The organism is Pseudomonas sp. TH15, assembly GCF_016651105.1.
Classification (GTDB): Bacteria; Pseudomonadota; Gammaproteobacteria; order Pseudomonadales; family Pseudomonadaceae; genus Aquipseudomonas.
Window position 1 is genome coordinate 1850001 of the sequence record NZ_JAEKEL010000001.1, and the last position, 17624, is coordinate 1867624.

Here is a 17624-nt window from a genome sequence, read left to right on the forward strand (position 1 = left end):
CGTCGTGAAAAGGGAAACAACCCAGACCGTCAGCTAAGGTCCCAAAGTTATGGTTAAGTGGGAAACGATGTGGGAAGGCTTAGACAGCTAGGAGGTTGGCTTAGAAGCAGCCACCCTTTAAAGAAAGCGTAATAGCTCACTAGTCGAGTCGGCCTGCGCGGAAGATGTAACGGGGCTCAAACCATACACCGAAGCTACGGGTATCACTTAGGTGATGCGGTAGAGGAGCGTTCTGTAAGCCTGTGAAGGTGAGTTGAGAAGCTTGCTGGAGGTATCAGAAGTGCGAATGCTGACATGAGTAACGACAATGGGTGTGAAAAACACCCACGCCGAAAGACCAAGGTTTCCTGCGCAACGTTAATCGACGCAGGGTTAGTCGGTCCCTAAGGCGAGGCTGAAAAGCGTAGTCGATGGAAAACAGGTTAATATTCCTGTACTTCTGGTTATTGCGATGGAGGGACGGAGAAGGCTAGGCCAGCTTGGCGTTGGTTGTCCAAGTTTAAGGTGGTAGGCTGGAATCTTAGGTAAATCCGGGATTCTAAGGCCGAGAGCTGATGACGAGTGTTCTTTTAGAACACGAAGTGGTTGATGCCATGCTTCCAAGAAAAGCTTCTAAGCTTCAGGTAACCAGGAACCGTACCCCAAACCGACACAGGTGGTTGGGTAGAGAATACCAAGGCGCTTGAGAGAACTCGGGTGAAGGAACTAGGCAAAATGGCACCGTAACTTCGGGAGAAGGTGCGCCGGTGAGGGTGAAGCATTTACTGCGTAAGCCCATGCCGGTCGAAGATACCAGGCCGCTGCGACTGTTTATTAAAAACACAGCACTCTGCAAACACGAAAGTGGACGTATAGGGTGTGACGCCTGCCCGGTGCCGGAAGGTTAATTGATGGGGTTAGCTAACGCGAAGCTCTTGATCGAAGCCCCGGTAAACGGCGGCCGTAACTATAACGGTCCTAAGGTAGCGAAATTCCTTGTCGGGTAAGTTCCGACCTGCACGAATGGCGTAACGATGGCGGCGCTGTCTCCACCCGAGACTCAGTGAAATTGAAATCGCTGTGAAGATGCAGTGTATCCGCGGCTAGACGGAAAGACCCCGTGAACCTTTACTATAGCTTTGCACTGGACTTTGAATTTGCTTGTGTAGGATAGGTGGGAGGCTTTGAAGCGTGGACGCCAGTTCGCGTGGAGCCAACCTTGAAATACCACCCTGGCAACTTTGAGGTTCTAACTCAGGTCCGTTATCCGGATCGAGGACAGTGTATGGTGGGTAGTTTGACTGGGGCGGTCTCCTCCTAAAGAGTAACGGAGGAGTACGAAGGTGCGCTCAGACCGGTCGGAAATCGGTCGTAGAGTATAAAGGCAAAAGCGCGCTTGACTGCGAGACAGACACGTCGAGCAGGTACGAAAGTAGGTCTTAGTGATCCGGTGGTTCTGTATGGAAGGGCCATCGCTCAACGGATAAAAGGTACTCCGGGGATAACAGGCTGATACCGCCCAAGAGTTCATATCGACGGCGGTGTTTGGCACCTCGATGTCGGCTCATCACATCCTGGGGCTGAAGCCGGTCCCAAGGGTATGGCTGTTCGCCATTTAAAGTGGTACGCGAGCTGGGTTTAGAACGTCGTGAGACAGTTCGGTCCCTATCTGCCGTGGACGTTTGAGATTTGAGAGGGGCTGCTCCTAGTACGAGAGGACCGGAGTGGACGAACCTCTGGTGTTCCGGTTGTCACGCCAGTGGCATTGCCGGGTAGCTATGTTCGGAATAGATAACCGCTGAAAGCATCTAAGCGGGAAACTAGCCTCAAGATGAGATCTCACTGGGACCTTGAGTCCCCTGAAGGGCCGTCGAAGACTACGACGTTGATAGGTTGGGTGTGTAAGCGCTGTGAGGCGTTGAGCTAACCAATACTAATTGCCCGTGAGGCTTGACCATATAACACCCAAGCAATTTGCTTGCTTCGAGCTGAAAAGCGAAAGAGCACCAGATTGCGGTGTGTGAAGACGAAACGAACCGAAAGTTCGAGACACTCACAAAACACCGAGATCTATCACATACCCATTCGCTGGAGCGTACTCCGTAAGGAGAACGACCTGGCTACCGAATTTCTTGACGACCATAGAGCATTGGAACCACCTGATCCCATCCCGAACTCAGCAGTGAAACGATGCATCGCCGATGGTAGTGTGGGGTTTCCCCATGTGAGAGTAGGTCATCGTCAAGATTAAATTCCGAAACCCCTATCTGCGTATGCAGGTAGGGGTTTTGTTTTGCCCGCAGGAAAGTTCATACAGCATCTTCAGACGGCTCCCGGCTGTCACAGTCTCCCGACAGTGCTAAGGTTCGGCCCTAGCTTTTGTATTTTCCCAAGGAAGCCTTATGCCGGACGCCGCGTCCCTCAATGCTGGTTTTATGGTGGTTCAAAGCAACAGTTTGGATGAACTGCGTAGCCTTGTGATCAGCGTAATGCGGCACTACCCGTTGGCTCCCCTGGAAAATGAAATCGCCTTGGTGCAGAGCAACGGTATCGCTCAATGGCTGAAGCTCGCACTGGCCGAAGACCCTGAAGACGACGATATGGGCGGTTGTGGCATCGCGGCGGCAATCGATGTGCAATTGCCGGGTAGCTTCATGTGGCAGCTCTATCGCATGGTCCTGGGTCGTGACGAAATCCCGGTGAAATCCCTGCTCGATAAAGCGCCGCTGACCTGGCGTCTGATGCGCCTGCTACCGCAGCTAATCGACCAACCTTATTTCGAACCCCTGCAACGCTTCCTCACTCATGACACCGATTTGCGTAAACGCTATCAGTTGTCCGAGCGTCTGGCGGATCTGTTCGATCAATACCAGGTGTACCGTGCCGACTGGCTGGAGGATTGGGCAGAAGGTCGACATCAACTACGTAATGGCAGAGGGGAAGCCAAGGCGCTAACCCCGGCCAACTGCTGGCAGGCAGAGCTGTGGCGTGCGCTACTGTTGGATGTAGGGGAACAAGGCATGGCCCAAAGCCGTGCCGGCGTTCACCAACGGTTTATCGAACGCATCAACCGTCTCGACTCCGCGCCAGATGGATTACCGTCCCGGGTGATCGTTTTCGGGATCTCTTCGCTGCCCGCTCAAGCACTGGAAGCACTCGCCGGACTGGCTCGATTCAGCCAGGTCTTGCTGTGCGTTCACAACCCATGTCGTCACCATTGGGCAGACATCGTCGCCGATAAAGACCTGTTGCGGCATCAATACAAGCGTCAGGCGCGCAAAAGCGGCATGCCGGTTGTACTCGACCCGCAAACCCTTCACCAACACGCTCACCCCCTATTGGCCGCGTGGGGCAAGCAGGGACGGGACTACATCAATCTGCTCGACAGCTATGACGATCCCGGCAGCTATCGCGCGGCATTTCGTGATGGTCGCATCGACCTGTTCAGCGATAGCCAACCACAAAATATGCTCAATCAGTTGCAGGACGACATCCTGGAACTGCGTCCTTTAAACGAAACCCGCGAGCATTGGCTGGCCGTCGATCCACACATCGATAAATCGATCCGTTTTCACATCGCCCATAGCGCCCAGCGAGAAGTGGAAATCCTTCACGATCAACTGCTCGAGCGTTTCAGTGCTAATCCGGATTTAAGACCTCGCGACGTGATCGTGATGGTTCCGGACATTGACAGCTACGCTCCGCACATCCGCGCGGTGTTTGGTCAGCTAGAGCGCAACGATCAGCGTTTCATTCCCTTCACTTTGGCGGATCAGGGGCAACGCGGCCGTGATCCGTTACTGATTGCTGTCGAACACCTGCTCAAGCTGCCGGACAGTCGTTTCCCGGTTAGCGAGATTCTCGATCTGCTGGACGTACCCGCACTCCGTGCTCGGTTCGGCGTCGAAGAGCGTGACCTGCCAACGCTGCACCGCTGGATCGAAGGTGCCGGCATCCGCTGGGGAATGAATGCTGAGCAACGCGCGGGCCTTGGTCTACCCGAGGAGTTGGAGCAAAACAGTTGGCGTTTCGGTCTTCGGCGAATGCTGCTGGGTTACGCGGTCGGCAGCGCCAGTGCCTGCGAAGGTATAGAACCCTATGACGAAATTGGTGGGCTGGATGCTGCGCTCATCGGTCCGTTGGTGGCTCTGCTCGACGCGCTGGAGATTGCGCATCAAGAACTTACGCAGCCGGCTGCTCCAAAAGAGTGGGGCGTGCGTTTGCAAGGGCTGGTTCAGCTGTTTTTCAAGGCCAGTAACGAGCACGACGACTACTTGCTGGCTCAACTCGAAGAGCTGCGTGAAACCTGGCTCGATACCTGTGAATCAGTGGGATTGCAGGACAAGTTACCGTTAACCGTAGTCCGTGAAGCCTGGTTGGCCGGTCTTGACCAAGGCCGCTTGTCCCAGCGCTTTCTAGCCGGTGCAGTCAACTTTTGCACGCTCATGCCGATGCGGGCGATCCCGTTCAAACTGGTTTGTCTGCTCGGCATGAATGATGGAGATTACCCTCGAGCGCAACCGCCGCTGGACTTTGACCTGATGGGCAGTGATTACCGCCCCGGCGATCGCTCCCGGCGTGAAGATGACCGCTACCTCCTGTTGGAGGCTCTGTTGTCCGCCCGCAATCAGCTCTATATCAGCTGGGTAGGCCGCAGCATTCGCGATAACAGCGAGCGGCCGGCATCGGTACTGATTGGCCAATTGCGCGATCATCTCGCCAGCGGTTGGCGGCTGGAGGGCGACGCCGATGATTTGCTTGAGGCAATGACACAGGAACATCCCCTGCAACCGTTCAGCGCCCGCTACTTTCACGAAGGCGATGCGCTGTTCAGCTACGCCAGCGAGTGGCAAGTGCTTCATCAAGCCAGTGAGCAAGCAACTGATGTCGAGGTCCTCGAACCCTACATTCAGGAGGAGCCGCTGGGCTTGGGGCAATTGCAGGATTTCCTGCGCAATCCCGTACGACACTTCTTCAGCCAGCGGCTCAAGGTGTTCTTTGAAGCGGCCGAAGTCCCTTTGGCCGATGAAGAACCCTTCGTTCTCGACGCGCTGCAACGCTACAGCCTCAGCGACAGTTTGCTCGAAGCAGCACTGAGTCAGCTGGATCACTCCGATCAAGCGTTGGAAGCACAGGCCATACGCCTGCAAAACAGCGGCCTGCTGCCCATGGCCGGTTTCGGCGAATGTCTTCAACGAGAGTTGATCGAGCCACTGCCGGATCTGCTGCAACGTTATCAACAACTCCTGACGTTATGGCCGACACTGCTCGCCAGTGCCTTGCCGGTGAGTCTGGAATTGCACGGCTTGCGTCTTGAAGGCTGGCTCAGTGGCCTGCATCAACGCGCAGACGGTGGCTTGCTGTCGGTCACCACGATTCCCAACAGTATCGGCTCGATCAAGACTCGCAAATGGCATCGCTTGACGCGGCCCTGGGTCAATCACTTGGTCGCCTGCGCCAGCGGCATATCGATGACCACCGCGCTGGTCGCCAGCGACGACAGCTTGCTGCTGGAACCTTTGGAAAAGGATGCCGCATTTCAGATCCTCGGTAACCTGCTGCTGGCCTGGCAAACAGGTATGCGTCAACCGTTGCCCATCGCGGTGAAAACTGCCTTCGCCTGGCTCAGTCAAACCGACCCGGTCAAAGCCGAAGCCGCCGCGCGAAAAGCCTACGAAGGCGATGGTCAGACTACCGATGGTGAGCGCCGCGAAAGCCCGGCACTCACCCGGCAATTCGCCGACTATGACAGCCTGACTGCCGACGAGACCTTCACCGATTGGTGCGACGCTTTGTACCGGCCACTGCTCGAAGCCCCTTGGCGCTCACTGACCAGCGAGGGCGCGCGCTCATGACGACGAAGACACCGTTGGCCCTGGCCTTTCCTCTGCGCGGCAGCCAACTGATCGAGGCCAGCGCCGGGACCGGCAAGACCTTCACCATCTCCGCGCTATATCTGCGTCTGGTCCTTGGCCATGGCGGCGAGTCGAGTGGTTTCGGGCGTGAGCTGTTACCGCCGCAAATCCTCGTCGTGACCTTCACCGACGCCGCCACCAAAGAACTGCGCGAGCGTATTCGCACCCGCCTGGCCGAAGCCGCACGGTTTTTCCGGGAAGAGACCCCCGCGCCGGACAGCCTGATTGCAGAGTTGAGGGAGCAGTTCCTTCCCGAGCAATGGTCCGGTTGCGCAAACCGTCTGGACATCGCTGCTCAATGGATGGACGAAGCGGCTGTGTCGACCATTCACAGTTGGTGCCAGCGCATGCTGCGCGAGCATGCCTTCGACAGCGGCAGTCTATTCACTCAGACCCTGGAAACTGATCACAGCGATCTGCTGGGCGAAGTCCTGCGCGATTACTGGCGGCTGTTCTGTTACCCGATGCAGGGCGATGCGCTGAACTGGGTTCGCGGCAATTGGGGTGGTCCTGCGGCATTGCTGCCGCGGGTGCGAGGGCTGTTCGCCAGCGAACGCGAGAGCGTTGAAGGAAAAGAACCTGCCGAGCTCATTGCCGAGTGCCTGCTCGAACGGCGCACGGCGCTGCTCGAACTGAAGATGCCGTGGCGCCAATGGGCGGACGAATTGCTGGCGATCTGTCACCAAGGCGTGGCGAGTAAAAGCGTCGACGGGCGCAAGATGCAGGCGCGCTACTTCGAACCCTGGTTCGAAAAGCTCAAGGCCTGGGCCGACGACGAGGCCCTCGAACAACTGGACATCGGCACCGGCTTCACTCGCCTGACCAACGATGGCATGGCCGAAGCCTGGAAAGGCGAAGCACCTCATCATCCCGGGCTAGACGCTATGCCTGGCCTCAAGGTCAGTCTCGACAGTTTGCCGACGCCTGACGCTGCGGTTCTGCAACACGCTGCTCAGTGGGTAGGTGCCCGGTTCGAAGAGGAAAAACGTCGCCGTGCGGAAATGGGTTTCGATGACATGTTGCTGCGCCTCGACGCAGCGTTGCAGTCCGACGGTGGTGAGCGCCTCTCCACCCTGATTCGCGAACAGTTTCCGGTGGCGTTGATCGACGAATTCCAGGACACCGACCCGGTGCAGTACCGCATCTTCGAAAGCATCTATCGCATCGAAGAAAACAATCCCGAGTGTGGTCTGTTCCTGATCGGCGACCCGAAGCAGGCGATCTACGCCTTCCGCGGCGCCGACATCTACACCTATCTGCGTGCTCGTCAGGCCACCACCGGCCGTCTGCATACATTGGGCACCAACTTCCGTTCAAGCCATGGCATGGTCGATGCCGTAAACCATGTTTTCGAACGCGCGGAGTCTCGTGAGACCGGGCGCGGTGCATTCCTTTTTCGCGAGAAAAGCGGCGAAAACCCGGTACCTTTCCTGCCTGTCGAATCCCAGGGTCGCAAAGAAGTTCTGCACGTTGATGGTCAGAGCGTGCCGGCGCTGAATATCTGGCATCTGTCCGCAGATCAGCCGCTGTCCGGCGTGGTGTACCGACAACAACTGGCTGGCGCTTGCGCCAGTGAAATCAGCGCTCTGCTCAATGGCGGGCAACAAGGTCGTGCCGGCTTCATACAGGACGGCAAGGACTTCAGAGGCCTGCTACCCGCGGATATCGCGATTCTGGTACGCGACGGTAAAGAGGCCCAGGCCGTGCGTGGCGAACTCTCTGCCCGCGGTGTGCGCAGCGTGTATCTGTCGGACAAGGACTCGGTGTTCGCCGCCCAGGAAGCGCACGACCTGCTGACCTGGCTCAAGGCCTGCGCCGAACCGGATGTCGAGCGTCCACTGCGGGCCGCATTGGCCTGCATCACGCTGAACCTCTCGCTGGCCGAACTTGAGCGGTTGAATCAGGACGAACTGGCCTGGGAAGCACGGGTCATGCAGTTCCGCCGTTATCGCGAGATCTGGCGCAAGCAGGGCGTGCTGCCGATGCTGCGTCGTTTACTGCATGACTTCAAACTGCCCCAGGCATTGATCACCCGCAGTGACGGCGAGCGCGTGCTGACCAACCTGCTGCACCTGTCTGAATTACTGCAACAAGCCGCCGCCGAACTCGATGGCGAACAAGCCCTGATCCGCCATTTGTCCGAGCACTTGGCACTGTCCGGTCAGGCGGGTGAGGAGCAAATCCTGCGCCTGGAAAGCGACGAACAACTGGTCAAGGTCGTAACTATTCACAAGTCGAAGGGGCTTGAGTACCCCTTGGTATTTTTGCCTTTCATCTGTTCGGCGAAACCGGTGGATGGCAGTCGTTTACCACTGCATTACCACGACGCCACGGGCAAAGCCCAGGTGACCCTGAGGCCGACAGCCGAGTTGATCGCCCAGGCCGATGACGAGCGACTGGCCGAGGATTTGCGCTTGCTCTATGTGGCGCTGACCCGCGCGCAGCATGCCTGCTGGCTTGGTGTGACTGACCTCAAGCGTGGCAATAACAACAGCTCGGTGCTGCACTTGTCAGCATTGGGTTATCTGTTGGGCGGTGGTGCGGCGCTGGCCGAACCTGCGGGCCTGAAGCGCTGGCTGGAAGACTTGCAAGAGGATTGCCCGGCGCTCCGTTATAGCGAGATGCCCGAAGCGACAGGCGAGCATTACCATCCGCCGCGTAATGAAGCGACTTTACTCGCGCCGTTGATTCCCAAACGCAAGGCCAGTGAAAACTGGTGGATCGCCTCCTACAGCGCCTTGCGCATTGGCGACATCTTGAGTGTGGGCACTGACGAAGCACCGGAAAGCCCGCAAGCGCAAAAACTCTTTGACGACGAACGTCTCGACCCCGAAGCACCACGGGACGTGGTCACTGGCGGCGCTGACATTCACCGCTTCCCCCGTGGTCCGAACCCCGGCACCTTTCTCCATGGTTTGTTGGAATGGGCTGGTGATGAAGGCTTCAGCGCAACGCCAAAAGCGGTGGAAGACGCCGTTGGCCGTCGCTGTAATCGCCGCGGCTGGGAAGGCTGGATCGTCACGTTGAGTGACTGGCTGCAGCACCTGCTCAGATCGCCGTTGCACATCGGCGGAGGGCAGCCTCCAGTGGTCTTCGAGCAACTCAACCAATACCGGGTCGAGATGGAATTCTGGTTCGCCAGTCATAAAGTCGATGTGCTCAAACTCGATGAACTGGTGCGCCAATACACCCACAACGGCGTGGCCCGAGTGGCCGCTGAGCCGGTGATGCTCAATGGCATGTTCAAAGGCTTTATCGACCTGACGTTCGAGCATGAAGGTCGTTACTACGTCGCCGACTACAAATCCAACTGGCTCGGCGTCGATGATTCGGCTTATACCGAGCAAGCCATGGAACAATCGATCCTCGATAACCGCTACGACCTGCAATACGTGTTGTACCTGTTGGCCCTGCACCGTCAGCTCAAGGCGCGGCTGCCCGATTATGACTACGACCGACATGTCGGTGGCGCGTTGTACCTGTTCCTGCGCGGAACGCGAGCGGCCAGCCAGGGCGTTTATTTCGCCCGTCCGCCTCGGGAATTGATCGAGCGTCTGGATCGTCTGTTCCAGGGCAAGCAGGAACTCAAGGCCGAGCCCGCCTGGGAACAGGGAGTACTGCTATGAGCCGCACCTTCGCCGATTTGTTGCCCACGCCATTGGCGGCCGAAAGTCTGGCAGACCTGGCGCCGTTGACTCGCGCGGACGACCTTTTGCTGCTGCTCACCCGTTGGGTCGAACGCGGTTGGCTGCGTGCCCTGGACAAGGCCTTCGTCGCCTTCCTTCATGAACTCGCCCCCAATGATGATCCGCTGGTGTTGCTGGCGGCAGCGTTGACCAGTCACCAGCTCGGTCACGGTCATGTCTGCCTGGACTTGTTCGAGACGCTCAAGGCGCCGGATTTCGCCCTGTCGCTGCCACCCGAAGGCGATCTGCAAAGTGGCGCGATGTTGCTGCCATCACAATTGCTTGAAGCGCTGGACGGCGCTCACTGGTGCAAGGTACTGGCCGCCAGCAGTCTGGTGGCACTGGCGGTAGACGGTTGTGAAGAAGCCCGGCATCGGCCCCTGGTGTTGTCGGGCAAGCGTCTGTACCTGCGCCGCTACTGGGCTTATGAACGGCGCATCGACAATTCCCTGCGTCAACGCCTGGCGGAACATGAAGCAACGCCGGCGGATTTGCTCCAGCGCCTGACCGGTTTGTTCGGCCCCGCCAAGCCTGGTGAGGTGATCGACTGGCAAAAACTCGCGTGCGCCCTGGCCACTCGCGGCGCGTTCAGTATCGTCACCGGCGGTCCGGGGACCGGCAAGACCACTACGGTGGTGCGACTGCTGGCGCTGCTCCAGGCGCCTGCCGTGGAGGCCGGAAAACCGTTGCGTATTCGTCTGGCCGCACCGACCGGCAAGGCAGCAGCGCGGCTGACGGAATCCATCAGTCAGCAAGTACAAACCCTGACGGTAGCCGAGGCAGTACGGGACAAGATTCCGTCCGACGTCACCACTGTGCACCGTTTGCTGGGCAGTCGGCCCGGCACCCGACATTTCCGTCACCACGCCGGTAATCGCTTGCCACTGGATGTACTGGTCGTCGATGAAGCATCGATGATTGACCTGGAGATGATGGCCAACTTGCTCGACGCATTGCCGGCCCATGCGCGTCTGGTGCTGCTCGGTGACAAGGACCAACTGGCCTCCGTGGAGGCCGGTGCCGTGTTGGGCGATTTGTGTCGCGACGCCGAGGCCGGGTGGTACAGCCCGCAGACTCGCCAGTGGCTGGAGGCTGTCAGCGGCGAAAGTCTCGAGACCAGCGGTTTGCATGAGGACCTGGAGGGCACTCATCCCTTGGCCCAGCAAGTGGTGATGCTGCGACACTCACGTCGATTCGGCGAGGGCAGCGGCATTGGTCAGTTGGCGCGTTGGGTCAATCAGCAACAACCCGATGAAGCTCGCAAGCTGTTGGCCGAACGTAACTACAAAGACGTGTTTTCCCTGCCGCTCAAAGGTGAACAGGACAAAGCGCTGGAGCGTTTGCTGCTGGACGGCCATAACGACGGACCACCAGGTTATCGGCATTACCTGAGTCTGCTGCGCAACCAGCGACCACCCGTTGACTGCGCCCTTGATGACAAACGCTGGACTGAGTGGGCGCGGCAAGTGTTGCAAGCCTTCGATACCTTCCAGTTGTTGTGCGCTGTACGCAAAGGGCCTTGGGGTGTCGAAGGCCTGAATCAACGAGTCACCGACGCCTTGCTCAAGGCCCGGCTGATCGACAGCGATCAGCAGTGGTACGAAGGCCGGCCGGTGCTGATGACTCGCAACGACTACGGCCTGGGCTTGATGAACGGCGACATTGGCATTGCGCTCAAATTGCCGGAGCGCGAGGGGCCCGAGGCAGGCAAGCACGTACTGCGTGTCGCCTTTCCGCGCAACGACGGCCAGGGTGGCGTGCGTTTTGTTCTGCCGAGCCGACTCAACGATGTCGAGACGGTGTACGCAATGACCGTGCATAAATCCCAGGGCTCGGAATTTGCCCACACAGCGTTGATTCTGCCTGATGCCCTGAACCCGGTACTGACCAAAGAACTGATCTACACCGGGATCACCCGGGCCAAGGACTGGTTCACTCTGATCGAGCCGCGTGCCGGTGTGTTCGAGGAGGCCGTGCAACGCAAAGTGAAGCGTTTGAGCGGGTTGATGCTGGAGTTGGAGGCGGGTGATAAGTCTAGCCCTTAAAATGCCAATCGGTTGACGACGGATATCTGTCCGAAGTGCCCTGTTCCGCGGCCTCGCTGGCGTTTCGGTGCTGTGCTATCGTTGCGGCATCATTCCGTTAAGATCGAAGAGAATCCTGCATGAAGGTGGCTGTCCGAGCGACAGAGTGCGTTATTGGCTGCAAGCGCGTATTGCTTGTCGGCCTACTCTGTTTGCTAACTGGCGTCGCGTCCGCTCAGCCTGAAACGGCCGTCAGCATGGCCGATCAACGTGCCAAAGCGGTCACCCAAGTGGTGCTCGGGATTCTCAGTTATGCCCGCTGGCCCGTGGAGCCTGCGCAGTTGCGGCTGTGTGTGGTCGGTCCGACCGAATACACCGACGATCTGGTCAAGGGCTCGACCCAGGCCACCGGTCGACCTGTCACCGTAACCAGACTACTGGCCGACAATCCGGCAATTGCCAGTGAGTGCGATGCCGTCTATATCGGCAAGTTGACCGCCGATGAGCGCAGTCGCTTGTTCACCTCGTTGAACGGTCGCCCGGTGCTGAGCATCAGCGAAGGCAGCGATCAATGCACCGTTGGCAGCCTTTTCTGTCTGCGGGTCAGCGACGATCAGGTGTCCTTCGAGGTCAACCTCGACTCCGTCGCCCGCAGTGGTGTGCGGATTCACCCCAGCGTGCTGCAACTGTCGCGCCGCAAGCCGGCTGCACCATGAGTCTATTCAAATCGGGTAAGCGCCCAACCTTGCGTTCGGTCATCGGTCGCGGTCATTTGATCGTCGCGCTGGTCGGCGTGGCCATGGCCAGCGTCTCGCTGACGTTGCTCGGGGTTCTGGCGTTGCGGGTCTATGCCGACCACAACCTGCACCTGATTGCTCGCTCGATCAACTACACCGTCGAAGCCGCAGTGGTGTTCAACGACAAGGTCGCCGCCACCGAAGCGTTGGCTTTGATCGCGTCCACCGAAGAAGTCGCCGATGCCCAAGTGCTCGACGAGCAGGGTGTGCTGCTGGCCCGTTGGCAGCGACCGGAAACCGGGTTGTTCTCCGATCTCGAAATGCAGATCGCCAAGGCCTTTCTGGAAAAACCCATCAGCATGCCCATTCTTCATCAGGGCCAGGAGATCGGCAGCATTCAGCTCACCGGCCACGGTGGCAGCCTGATGCGCTTCTTGCTCAGCGGGCTGATGGGGATCGTCGTGTGTACGGCGGTCAGTGCCTGGGTCGCGCTTTATCTGGCGCGCCGACAGCTTCGCGGAATCACCGGCCCGCTGCGCAGCCTGGCGTCCGTGGCTCACGCGGCCCGCAGCGAACGTGCCTTCGACCAACGCGTGCCGCCGGCCGACATCGCCGAGCTGGATAACCTGGGCAACGACTTCAATGCATTGCTCGATGAGCTCGAAGCCTGGCAAACCCACCTGCAAAGCGAAAACGAAACCCTGGCTCACCAAGCCAGCCATGACAGCCTTACCGGATTGCCGAACCGGGCGTTTTTCGAAGGTCGGCTGATTCGCGCGTTGCGCAATGCCAACAAGCTCAATGAGCGCATGGCGGTGCTGTTTCTCGACAGCGACCGGTTTAAAGAGATCAACGACAACTTCGGTCATGCCGCTGGCGATGCCGTGCTGGTGGCGGTGGCCACGCGGGTGCGTGCGCAGTTGCGCGAAGAGGATCTGGTGGCGCGTCTGGGCGGCGATGAGTTTGCTGTCCTGCTGACGCCGTTGCACAAGACCGAAGACGCCGAGCGCATTGCCGACAAGATCATTGCCAGCATGGCGGCGCCCATTTCGTTGCCAGGCAACACCTCGGTGTTGACCTCACTCAGTATCGGCATTGCCGTCTATCCCGATCATGGCGCCACACCGGGTGCCCTGCTCAACGCCGCCGATGCGGCGATGTACCAAGCCAAGCGCCTGTCCCGAGGCGCACAGCACACGGCCGGGTCGGAGCACCCTGTCGTCCATATTCAAACCAGGAGCTAATTTCTGTGTTCTCAATCCCTCAGCGTTCCCTGCGATTTTTCACTCTCATTCTGTTCATGGGCTTATTGGCGTTGACCGGTTGCCAGACCGCGCCACAAAAAGGTCTGACCCCGGCGCAGATCGCCGTACTCAAGCAACAAGGTTTCGAGTTGACCGACGAAGGCTGGGCGTTTGGCCTGTCCGGCAAAGTGCTGTTCGGCAGCGACGTTGAAAGCCTGAATTCCCAGAGCACCGAGATCGTCCAACGGATCGGCAAGGCGCTGCTGGGTGTCGGCATTGAGCGGGTGCGGGTCGACGGCCACACCGATGCATCGGGCAAAGAGACTTACAACCAGCAGTTGTCCCTGCGCCGGGCGAAAAGCGTTCGCAACGTGCTGACGGCGGTCGGGATGAAGGAAGAGAACATCAAGCTTCAAGGACTTGGCAGCACTGAGCCGGTTGCTTCCAATGACACGACCGTTGGCCGCACCGAGAATCGCCGGGTGTCGATCGTGGTGATCGCCGATTAATCGGCGAACAACATCTCCCGAGTTTCCCCCATCAACAGGTCCTGATTTTGCTCTGTAACTTGGCGGATGTAATCCCACAAAAGGGTGATCCGCTTGAGCTTGCGCAGATCCTCGCGGCAGTACATCCAGAACTGTCGGGTGATGTTGATTTCTGCCGGCAACACCGGCAGCAGCCGTGGGTCCTGCGCTGCCAGGAAGCACGGCAGGATCGCCAGTGATCGTCCTTGTTGCGCCGCCACGAACTGCGCGATCACGCTGGTGCTGCGCAGGTTGGCGCTGGCGCCGGGCAGCACGTTCGCCAGGTACAGCAGCTCTGAGCTGAAGGCCAGGTCATCGACATAACTTATGAATGAATGCTTACCCAAGTCCGCCGGGCGGCGGATCGGTGGGTGTTTGTCGAGGTAATCCTGGGTCGCGTACAGCTGCAATTTGTAGTCGCAGAGTTTGCAGCAGACGTACGGGCCATGCTCCGGGCGTTCCAGGGCGATGACGATGTCGGCCTCGCGCTTGGACAGGCTGATGAAGTGCGGCAGCGGCAGGATGTCCACCGAGATCGCCGGGTAGGCGTCGACGAAATGGCTCAGCTGCGGGGTGATGAAAAAACTGCCGAAACCCTCGGTGCAACCCATGCGCACATGCCCGGACAACGCCACGCCGGAGCCGGAAACCTGCTCGCAGGCCATGTGCAACGTGCTTTCAATCGACTCGGCGTAACCCAGCAAACGCTGGCCTTCGGCGGTCAGGACGAAGCCGCTGGTCCGGGACTTCTCGAACAGCAATGTGCCCAACGCCGCTTCCAGCGAACTGATGCGTCGGGACACGGTGGTGTAGTCCACCGCCAGGCGCTTGGCCGCGGTGCTGGCCTTGCGGGTGCGGGCGACTTCGAGGAAAAACTTGAGGTCATCCCAGTTCAGCGAACCTAAAGACGTGATGTTTTTTTGCATGTTGGACCGGCTTTTATGTGCGTTCTTATTAGAAGTTTGCACATCTATACTCCAAAAACAGTCCGACAACCAATTCGCGACACACGCCTCATCTCAAGGCGACTTACCCGCCTTGGCTCCCTGCATAACAATAAGTATTGGAGACCAGCATGAACGCATCGCTCACGCCAAACGAAACCACCGTCCAAACCGTAAAGCTGTTGATCAACGGCGAGTGGGTCGAGTCCCAGACCACCGAATGGCACGACATCGTCAACCCGGCGACCCAGCAAGTGCTGGCCAAGGTTCCGTTTGCTACCGCGCAAGAAGTCGACGCTGCCATCAGTGCCGCTCACCGCGCCTTCCAGACCTGGAAGCTGACGCCAATCGGCGCGCGGATGCGCATCATGCTCAAGCTCCAGGCGTTGATTCGCGAACACTCCAAACGCATCGCCGTGGTGTTGAGTGCCGAGCAAGGCAAAACCATTGCTGACGCTGAAGGCGACATTTTCCGTGGCCTGGAAGTGGTCGAGCATGCTTGCTCCATCGGCACCCTGCAAATGGGCGAGTTCGCCGAAAACGTTGCGGGCGGCGTTGATACCTACACCCTGCGTCAGCCAATCGGCGTTTGCGCCGGCATCACGCCATTCAACTTCCCGGCGATGATTCCGCTGTGGATGTTCCCGATGGCGATCGCCTGCGGCAACACCTTCGTGCTCAAGCCGTCCGAACAGGATCCGCTGTCGACCGTACTGTTGGTGGAACTGGCGATTGAGGCTGGTGTTCCGGCGGGCGTGCTCAACGTGGTTCACGGTGGCAAGGATGTGGTGGACGCGCTCTGCACCCATAAAGACATCAAGGCCGTTTCCTTCGTCGGTTCGACCGCCGTCGGGACTCACGTCTACGACCTGGCCGGCAAACACGGCAAACGCGTGCAATCGATGATGGGCGCGAAGAACCACGCGGTGGTGCTGCCGGATGCCAATCGCGAACAAACCCTCAATGCGTTGGTCGGCGCCGGTTTCGGTGCGGCCGGTCAGCGTTGCATGGCCACGTCGGTGGTGGTGCTGGTGGGCGCGGCCAAGCAATGGCTGCCGGACCTCAAGGCGCTGGCGCAGAAACTCAAAGTGAACGCGGGTAGCGAGGCGGGCACCGATGTCGGTCCAGTGATTTCCAAAAAGGCCAAGGCGCGGATTCTGGATCTGATCGAAAGCGGCATCAAGGAAGGCGCGAAGCTGGAATTGGATGGTCGCGAAATCAGCGTTCCTGGCTTCGAGAAAGGTAACTTTGTTGGTCCAACGCTGTTCTCCGGCGTGACCACCGACATGCAGATCTACACCCAGGAAATCTTCGGCCCGGTGCTGGTGGTGCTGGAAGTCGACACCCTCGATCAGGCGATTGCACTGGTCAACGCCAACCCGTTCGGCAACGGCACGGGCCTGTTTACCCAGAGCGGTGCGGCGGCGCGTAAATTCCAGAGCGAAATCGACGTCGGCCAGGTCGGGATCAATATCCCGATTCCGGTGCCGGTCCCGTTCTTCAGCTTCACCGGTTCCCGCGGTTCGAAACTCGGCGACCTCGGTCCGTATGGCAAGCAAGTGGTGCAGTTCTACACTCAGACCAAGACTGTCACCAGTCGCTGGTTCGATGACGACAGCGTCAACGACGGTGTGAACACCACCATCAACTTGCGTTAAGGAGCCGGACATGAAAATCGCTTTTATCGGTCTCGGCAACATGGGCGCGCCGATGGTGCGCAACCTGATCAAGGCTGGCCACTCGCTGAACCTGGTCGATCTGAACAAAACCGTTCTGGCCGAGCTGGAGCAACTGGGCGGCAGCATCAGCGCTTCGGCCCGCGAGGCCGCAGAAGGTGCAGAGCTGGTGATCACCATGTTGCCCGCTGCTGTGCATGTGCGCAGCGTCTGGCTCGGTGAGGACGGCGTACTCGCCGGTATCGGCAAAGGCGTGCCGGCGGTGGATTGCAGCACCATTGATCCGCAAACGGCACGCGAAGTGGCGGCCGCGGCTGCCAAGCAAGGCGTGGCCATGGCCGATGCACCGGTCTCCGGCGGCACCGGTGGTGCAACGGCCGGGACGCTGACCTTTATGGTCGGCGCCACCCCTGAACTGTTCGCCACTCTGCAACCGGTATTGGCGCAGATGGGCCGCAACATCGTCCATTGCGGCGAAGTCGGCACCGGGCAAATCGCCAAGATCTGCAACAACCTGCTGCTGGCGATCTCCATGGTCGGCGTCAGCGAAGCCATGGCCTTGGGCGATGCGCTGGGGATCGACACCGGCGTGTTGGCCGGGATCATCAACAGCTCGACCGGGCGTTGCTGGAGTTCGGAGATGTACAACCCATGGCCGGGCATCGTCGAAACGGCACCGGCCTCGCGCGGTTATACCGGCGGTTTCGGTGCTGAGTTGATGCTCAAGGATCTGGGGCTGGCCACGGAAGCGGCACGTCAGGCGCACCAACCGGTGGTGCTTGGCGCGGTGGCGCAGCAGTTGTATCAGGCGATGAGCCAGCGCGGGGAGGGTGGCAAGGACTTCTCGGCGATCATCAACAGCTATCGCAAACCTCAGTAACTTTTCAAAGTC

At 59.1% G+C, this 17624-nt stretch carries 9 protein-coding genes and 2 rRNA genes (1 of these 11 only partly in view); 10 read left to right on the forward strand and 1 reads right to left on the reverse strand.

Features of this window, described 5'->3' with window-relative positions; translation table 11 throughout:
- The 8 genes from JFT87_RS08310 to JFT87_RS08345 form a co-directional block, all read left to right on the forward strand.
- Positions 1–1937: ribosomal RNA gene (locus JFT87_RS08310) — 23S ribosomal RNA — on the forward strand; it begins 954 nt to the left of the window's first position.
- Positions 1938–2110: 173 nt separating this feature from the next.
- Positions 2111–2226: ribosomal RNA gene (rrf, locus tag JFT87_RS08315) — 5S ribosomal RNA — on the forward strand.
- A gap of 155 nt (positions 2227–2381) precedes the next feature.
- Positions 2382–5834 (forward strand): exodeoxyribonuclease V subunit gamma, encoded by a 3453-nt coding sequence (recC, locus tag JFT87_RS08320; RefSeq protein ID WP_201200352.1) that lies wholly within the window; start codon positions 2382–2384, stop codon positions 5832–5834.
- Positions 5831–9520, forward strand: coding sequence for an exodeoxyribonuclease V subunit beta (gene recB, locus JFT87_RS08325; protein WP_201200354.1), 3690 nt, complete (start codon positions 5831–5833; stop codon positions 9518–9520). The genes recC and recB overlap by 4 nt, the downstream gene beginning before the upstream one ends.
- Positions 9517–11625 (forward strand): exodeoxyribonuclease V subunit alpha, encoded by a 2109-nt coding sequence (gene recD, locus JFT87_RS08330; protein ID WP_201200355.1) that lies wholly within the window; start codon positions 9517–9519, stop codon positions 11623–11625. The genes recB and recD overlap by 4 nt, the downstream gene beginning before the upstream one ends.
- Positions 11626–11744: 119 nt before the next feature.
- Complete coding sequence (locus JFT87_RS08335; protein WP_201200356.1) at positions 11745–12320, forward strand: YfiR family protein; 576 nt, start codon at positions 11745–11747, stop codon at positions 12318–12320.
- Complete coding sequence (locus JFT87_RS08340; protein WP_201200358.1) at positions 12317–13585, forward strand: diguanylate cyclase domain-containing protein; 1269 nt, start codon at positions 12317–12319, stop codon at positions 13583–13585. The genes JFT87_RS08335 and JFT87_RS08340 overlap by 4 nt, the downstream gene beginning before the upstream one ends.
- Positions 13586–13641: 56 nt before the next feature.
- Positions 13642–14094 carry an OmpA family protein gene (locus JFT87_RS08345; RefSeq protein WP_201205122.1) on the forward strand — a complete coding sequence of 151 codons (453 nt, stop codon included), beginning with the start codon at positions 13642–13644 and terminating at the stop codon, positions 14092–14094.
- On the opposite strand, the gene JFT87_RS08350 is transcribed toward JFT87_RS08345, so the two are convergent.
- On the reverse strand, positions 14091–15038 hold the full coding sequence (locus JFT87_RS08350; RefSeq protein WP_201200360.1) for a LysR family transcriptional regulator: 948 nt from the start codon (positions 15036–15038) through the stop codon (positions 14091–14093). The genes JFT87_RS08345 and JFT87_RS08350 overlap by 4 nt on opposite strands.
- Positions 15039–15187: 149 nt before the next feature.
- On the opposite strand from JFT87_RS08350, the gene JFT87_RS08355 reads away from it, so the two are divergent.
- Complete coding sequence (locus JFT87_RS08355; protein ID WP_201200361.1) at positions 15188–16714, forward strand: CoA-acylating methylmalonate-semialdehyde dehydrogenase; 1527 nt, start codon at positions 15188–15190, stop codon at positions 16712–16714.
- A gap of 10 nt (positions 16715–16724) precedes the next feature.
- Positions 16725–17612, forward strand: coding sequence for a 3-hydroxyisobutyrate dehydrogenase (gene mmsB / locus JFT87_RS08360; RefSeq protein ID WP_201200364.1), 888 nt, complete (start codon positions 16725–16727; stop codon positions 17610–17612).
- Positions 17613–17624 lie beyond the last annotated feature (12 nt).

Excerpts from the sequence above, each read along its gene's own strand:
- recC (WP_201200352.1), top strand. The coding sequence starts at position 2,382 with ATGCCGGACGCCGCGTCCCTCAATGCTGGTTTTATGGTGGTTCAAAGC.
- recB (WP_201200354.1), top strand. The coding sequence starts at position 5,831 with ATGACGACGAAGACACCGTTGGCCCTGGCCTTTCCTCTGCGCGGCAGC.
- recD (WP_201200355.1), top strand. The coding sequence starts at position 9,517 with ATGAGCCGCACCTTCGCCGATTTGTTGCCCACGCCATTGGCGGCCGAA.
- JFT87_RS08335 (WP_201200356.1), top strand. The coding sequence starts at position 11,745 with ATGAAGGTGGCTGTCCGAGCGACAGAGTGCGTTATTGGCTGCAAGCGC.
- JFT87_RS08340 (WP_201200358.1), top strand. The coding sequence starts at position 12,317 with ATGAGTCTATTCAAATCGGGTAAGCGCCCAACCTTGCGTTCGGTCATC.
- JFT87_RS08345 (WP_201205122.1), top strand. The coding sequence starts at position 13,642 with ATGGGCTTATTGGCGTTGACCGGTTGCCAGACCGCGCCACAAAAAGGT.
- JFT87_RS08350 (WP_201200360.1), bottom strand. The coding sequence starts at position 15,038 with ATGCAAAAAAACATCACGTCTTTAGGTTCGCTGAACTGGGATGACCTC.
- JFT87_RS08355 (WP_201200361.1), top strand. The coding sequence starts at position 15,188 with ATGAACGCATCGCTCACGCCAAACGAAACCACCGTCCAAACCGTAAAG.
- mmsB (WP_201200364.1), top strand. The coding sequence starts at position 16,725 with ATGAAAATCGCTTTTATCGGTCTCGGCAACATGGGCGCGCCGATGGTG.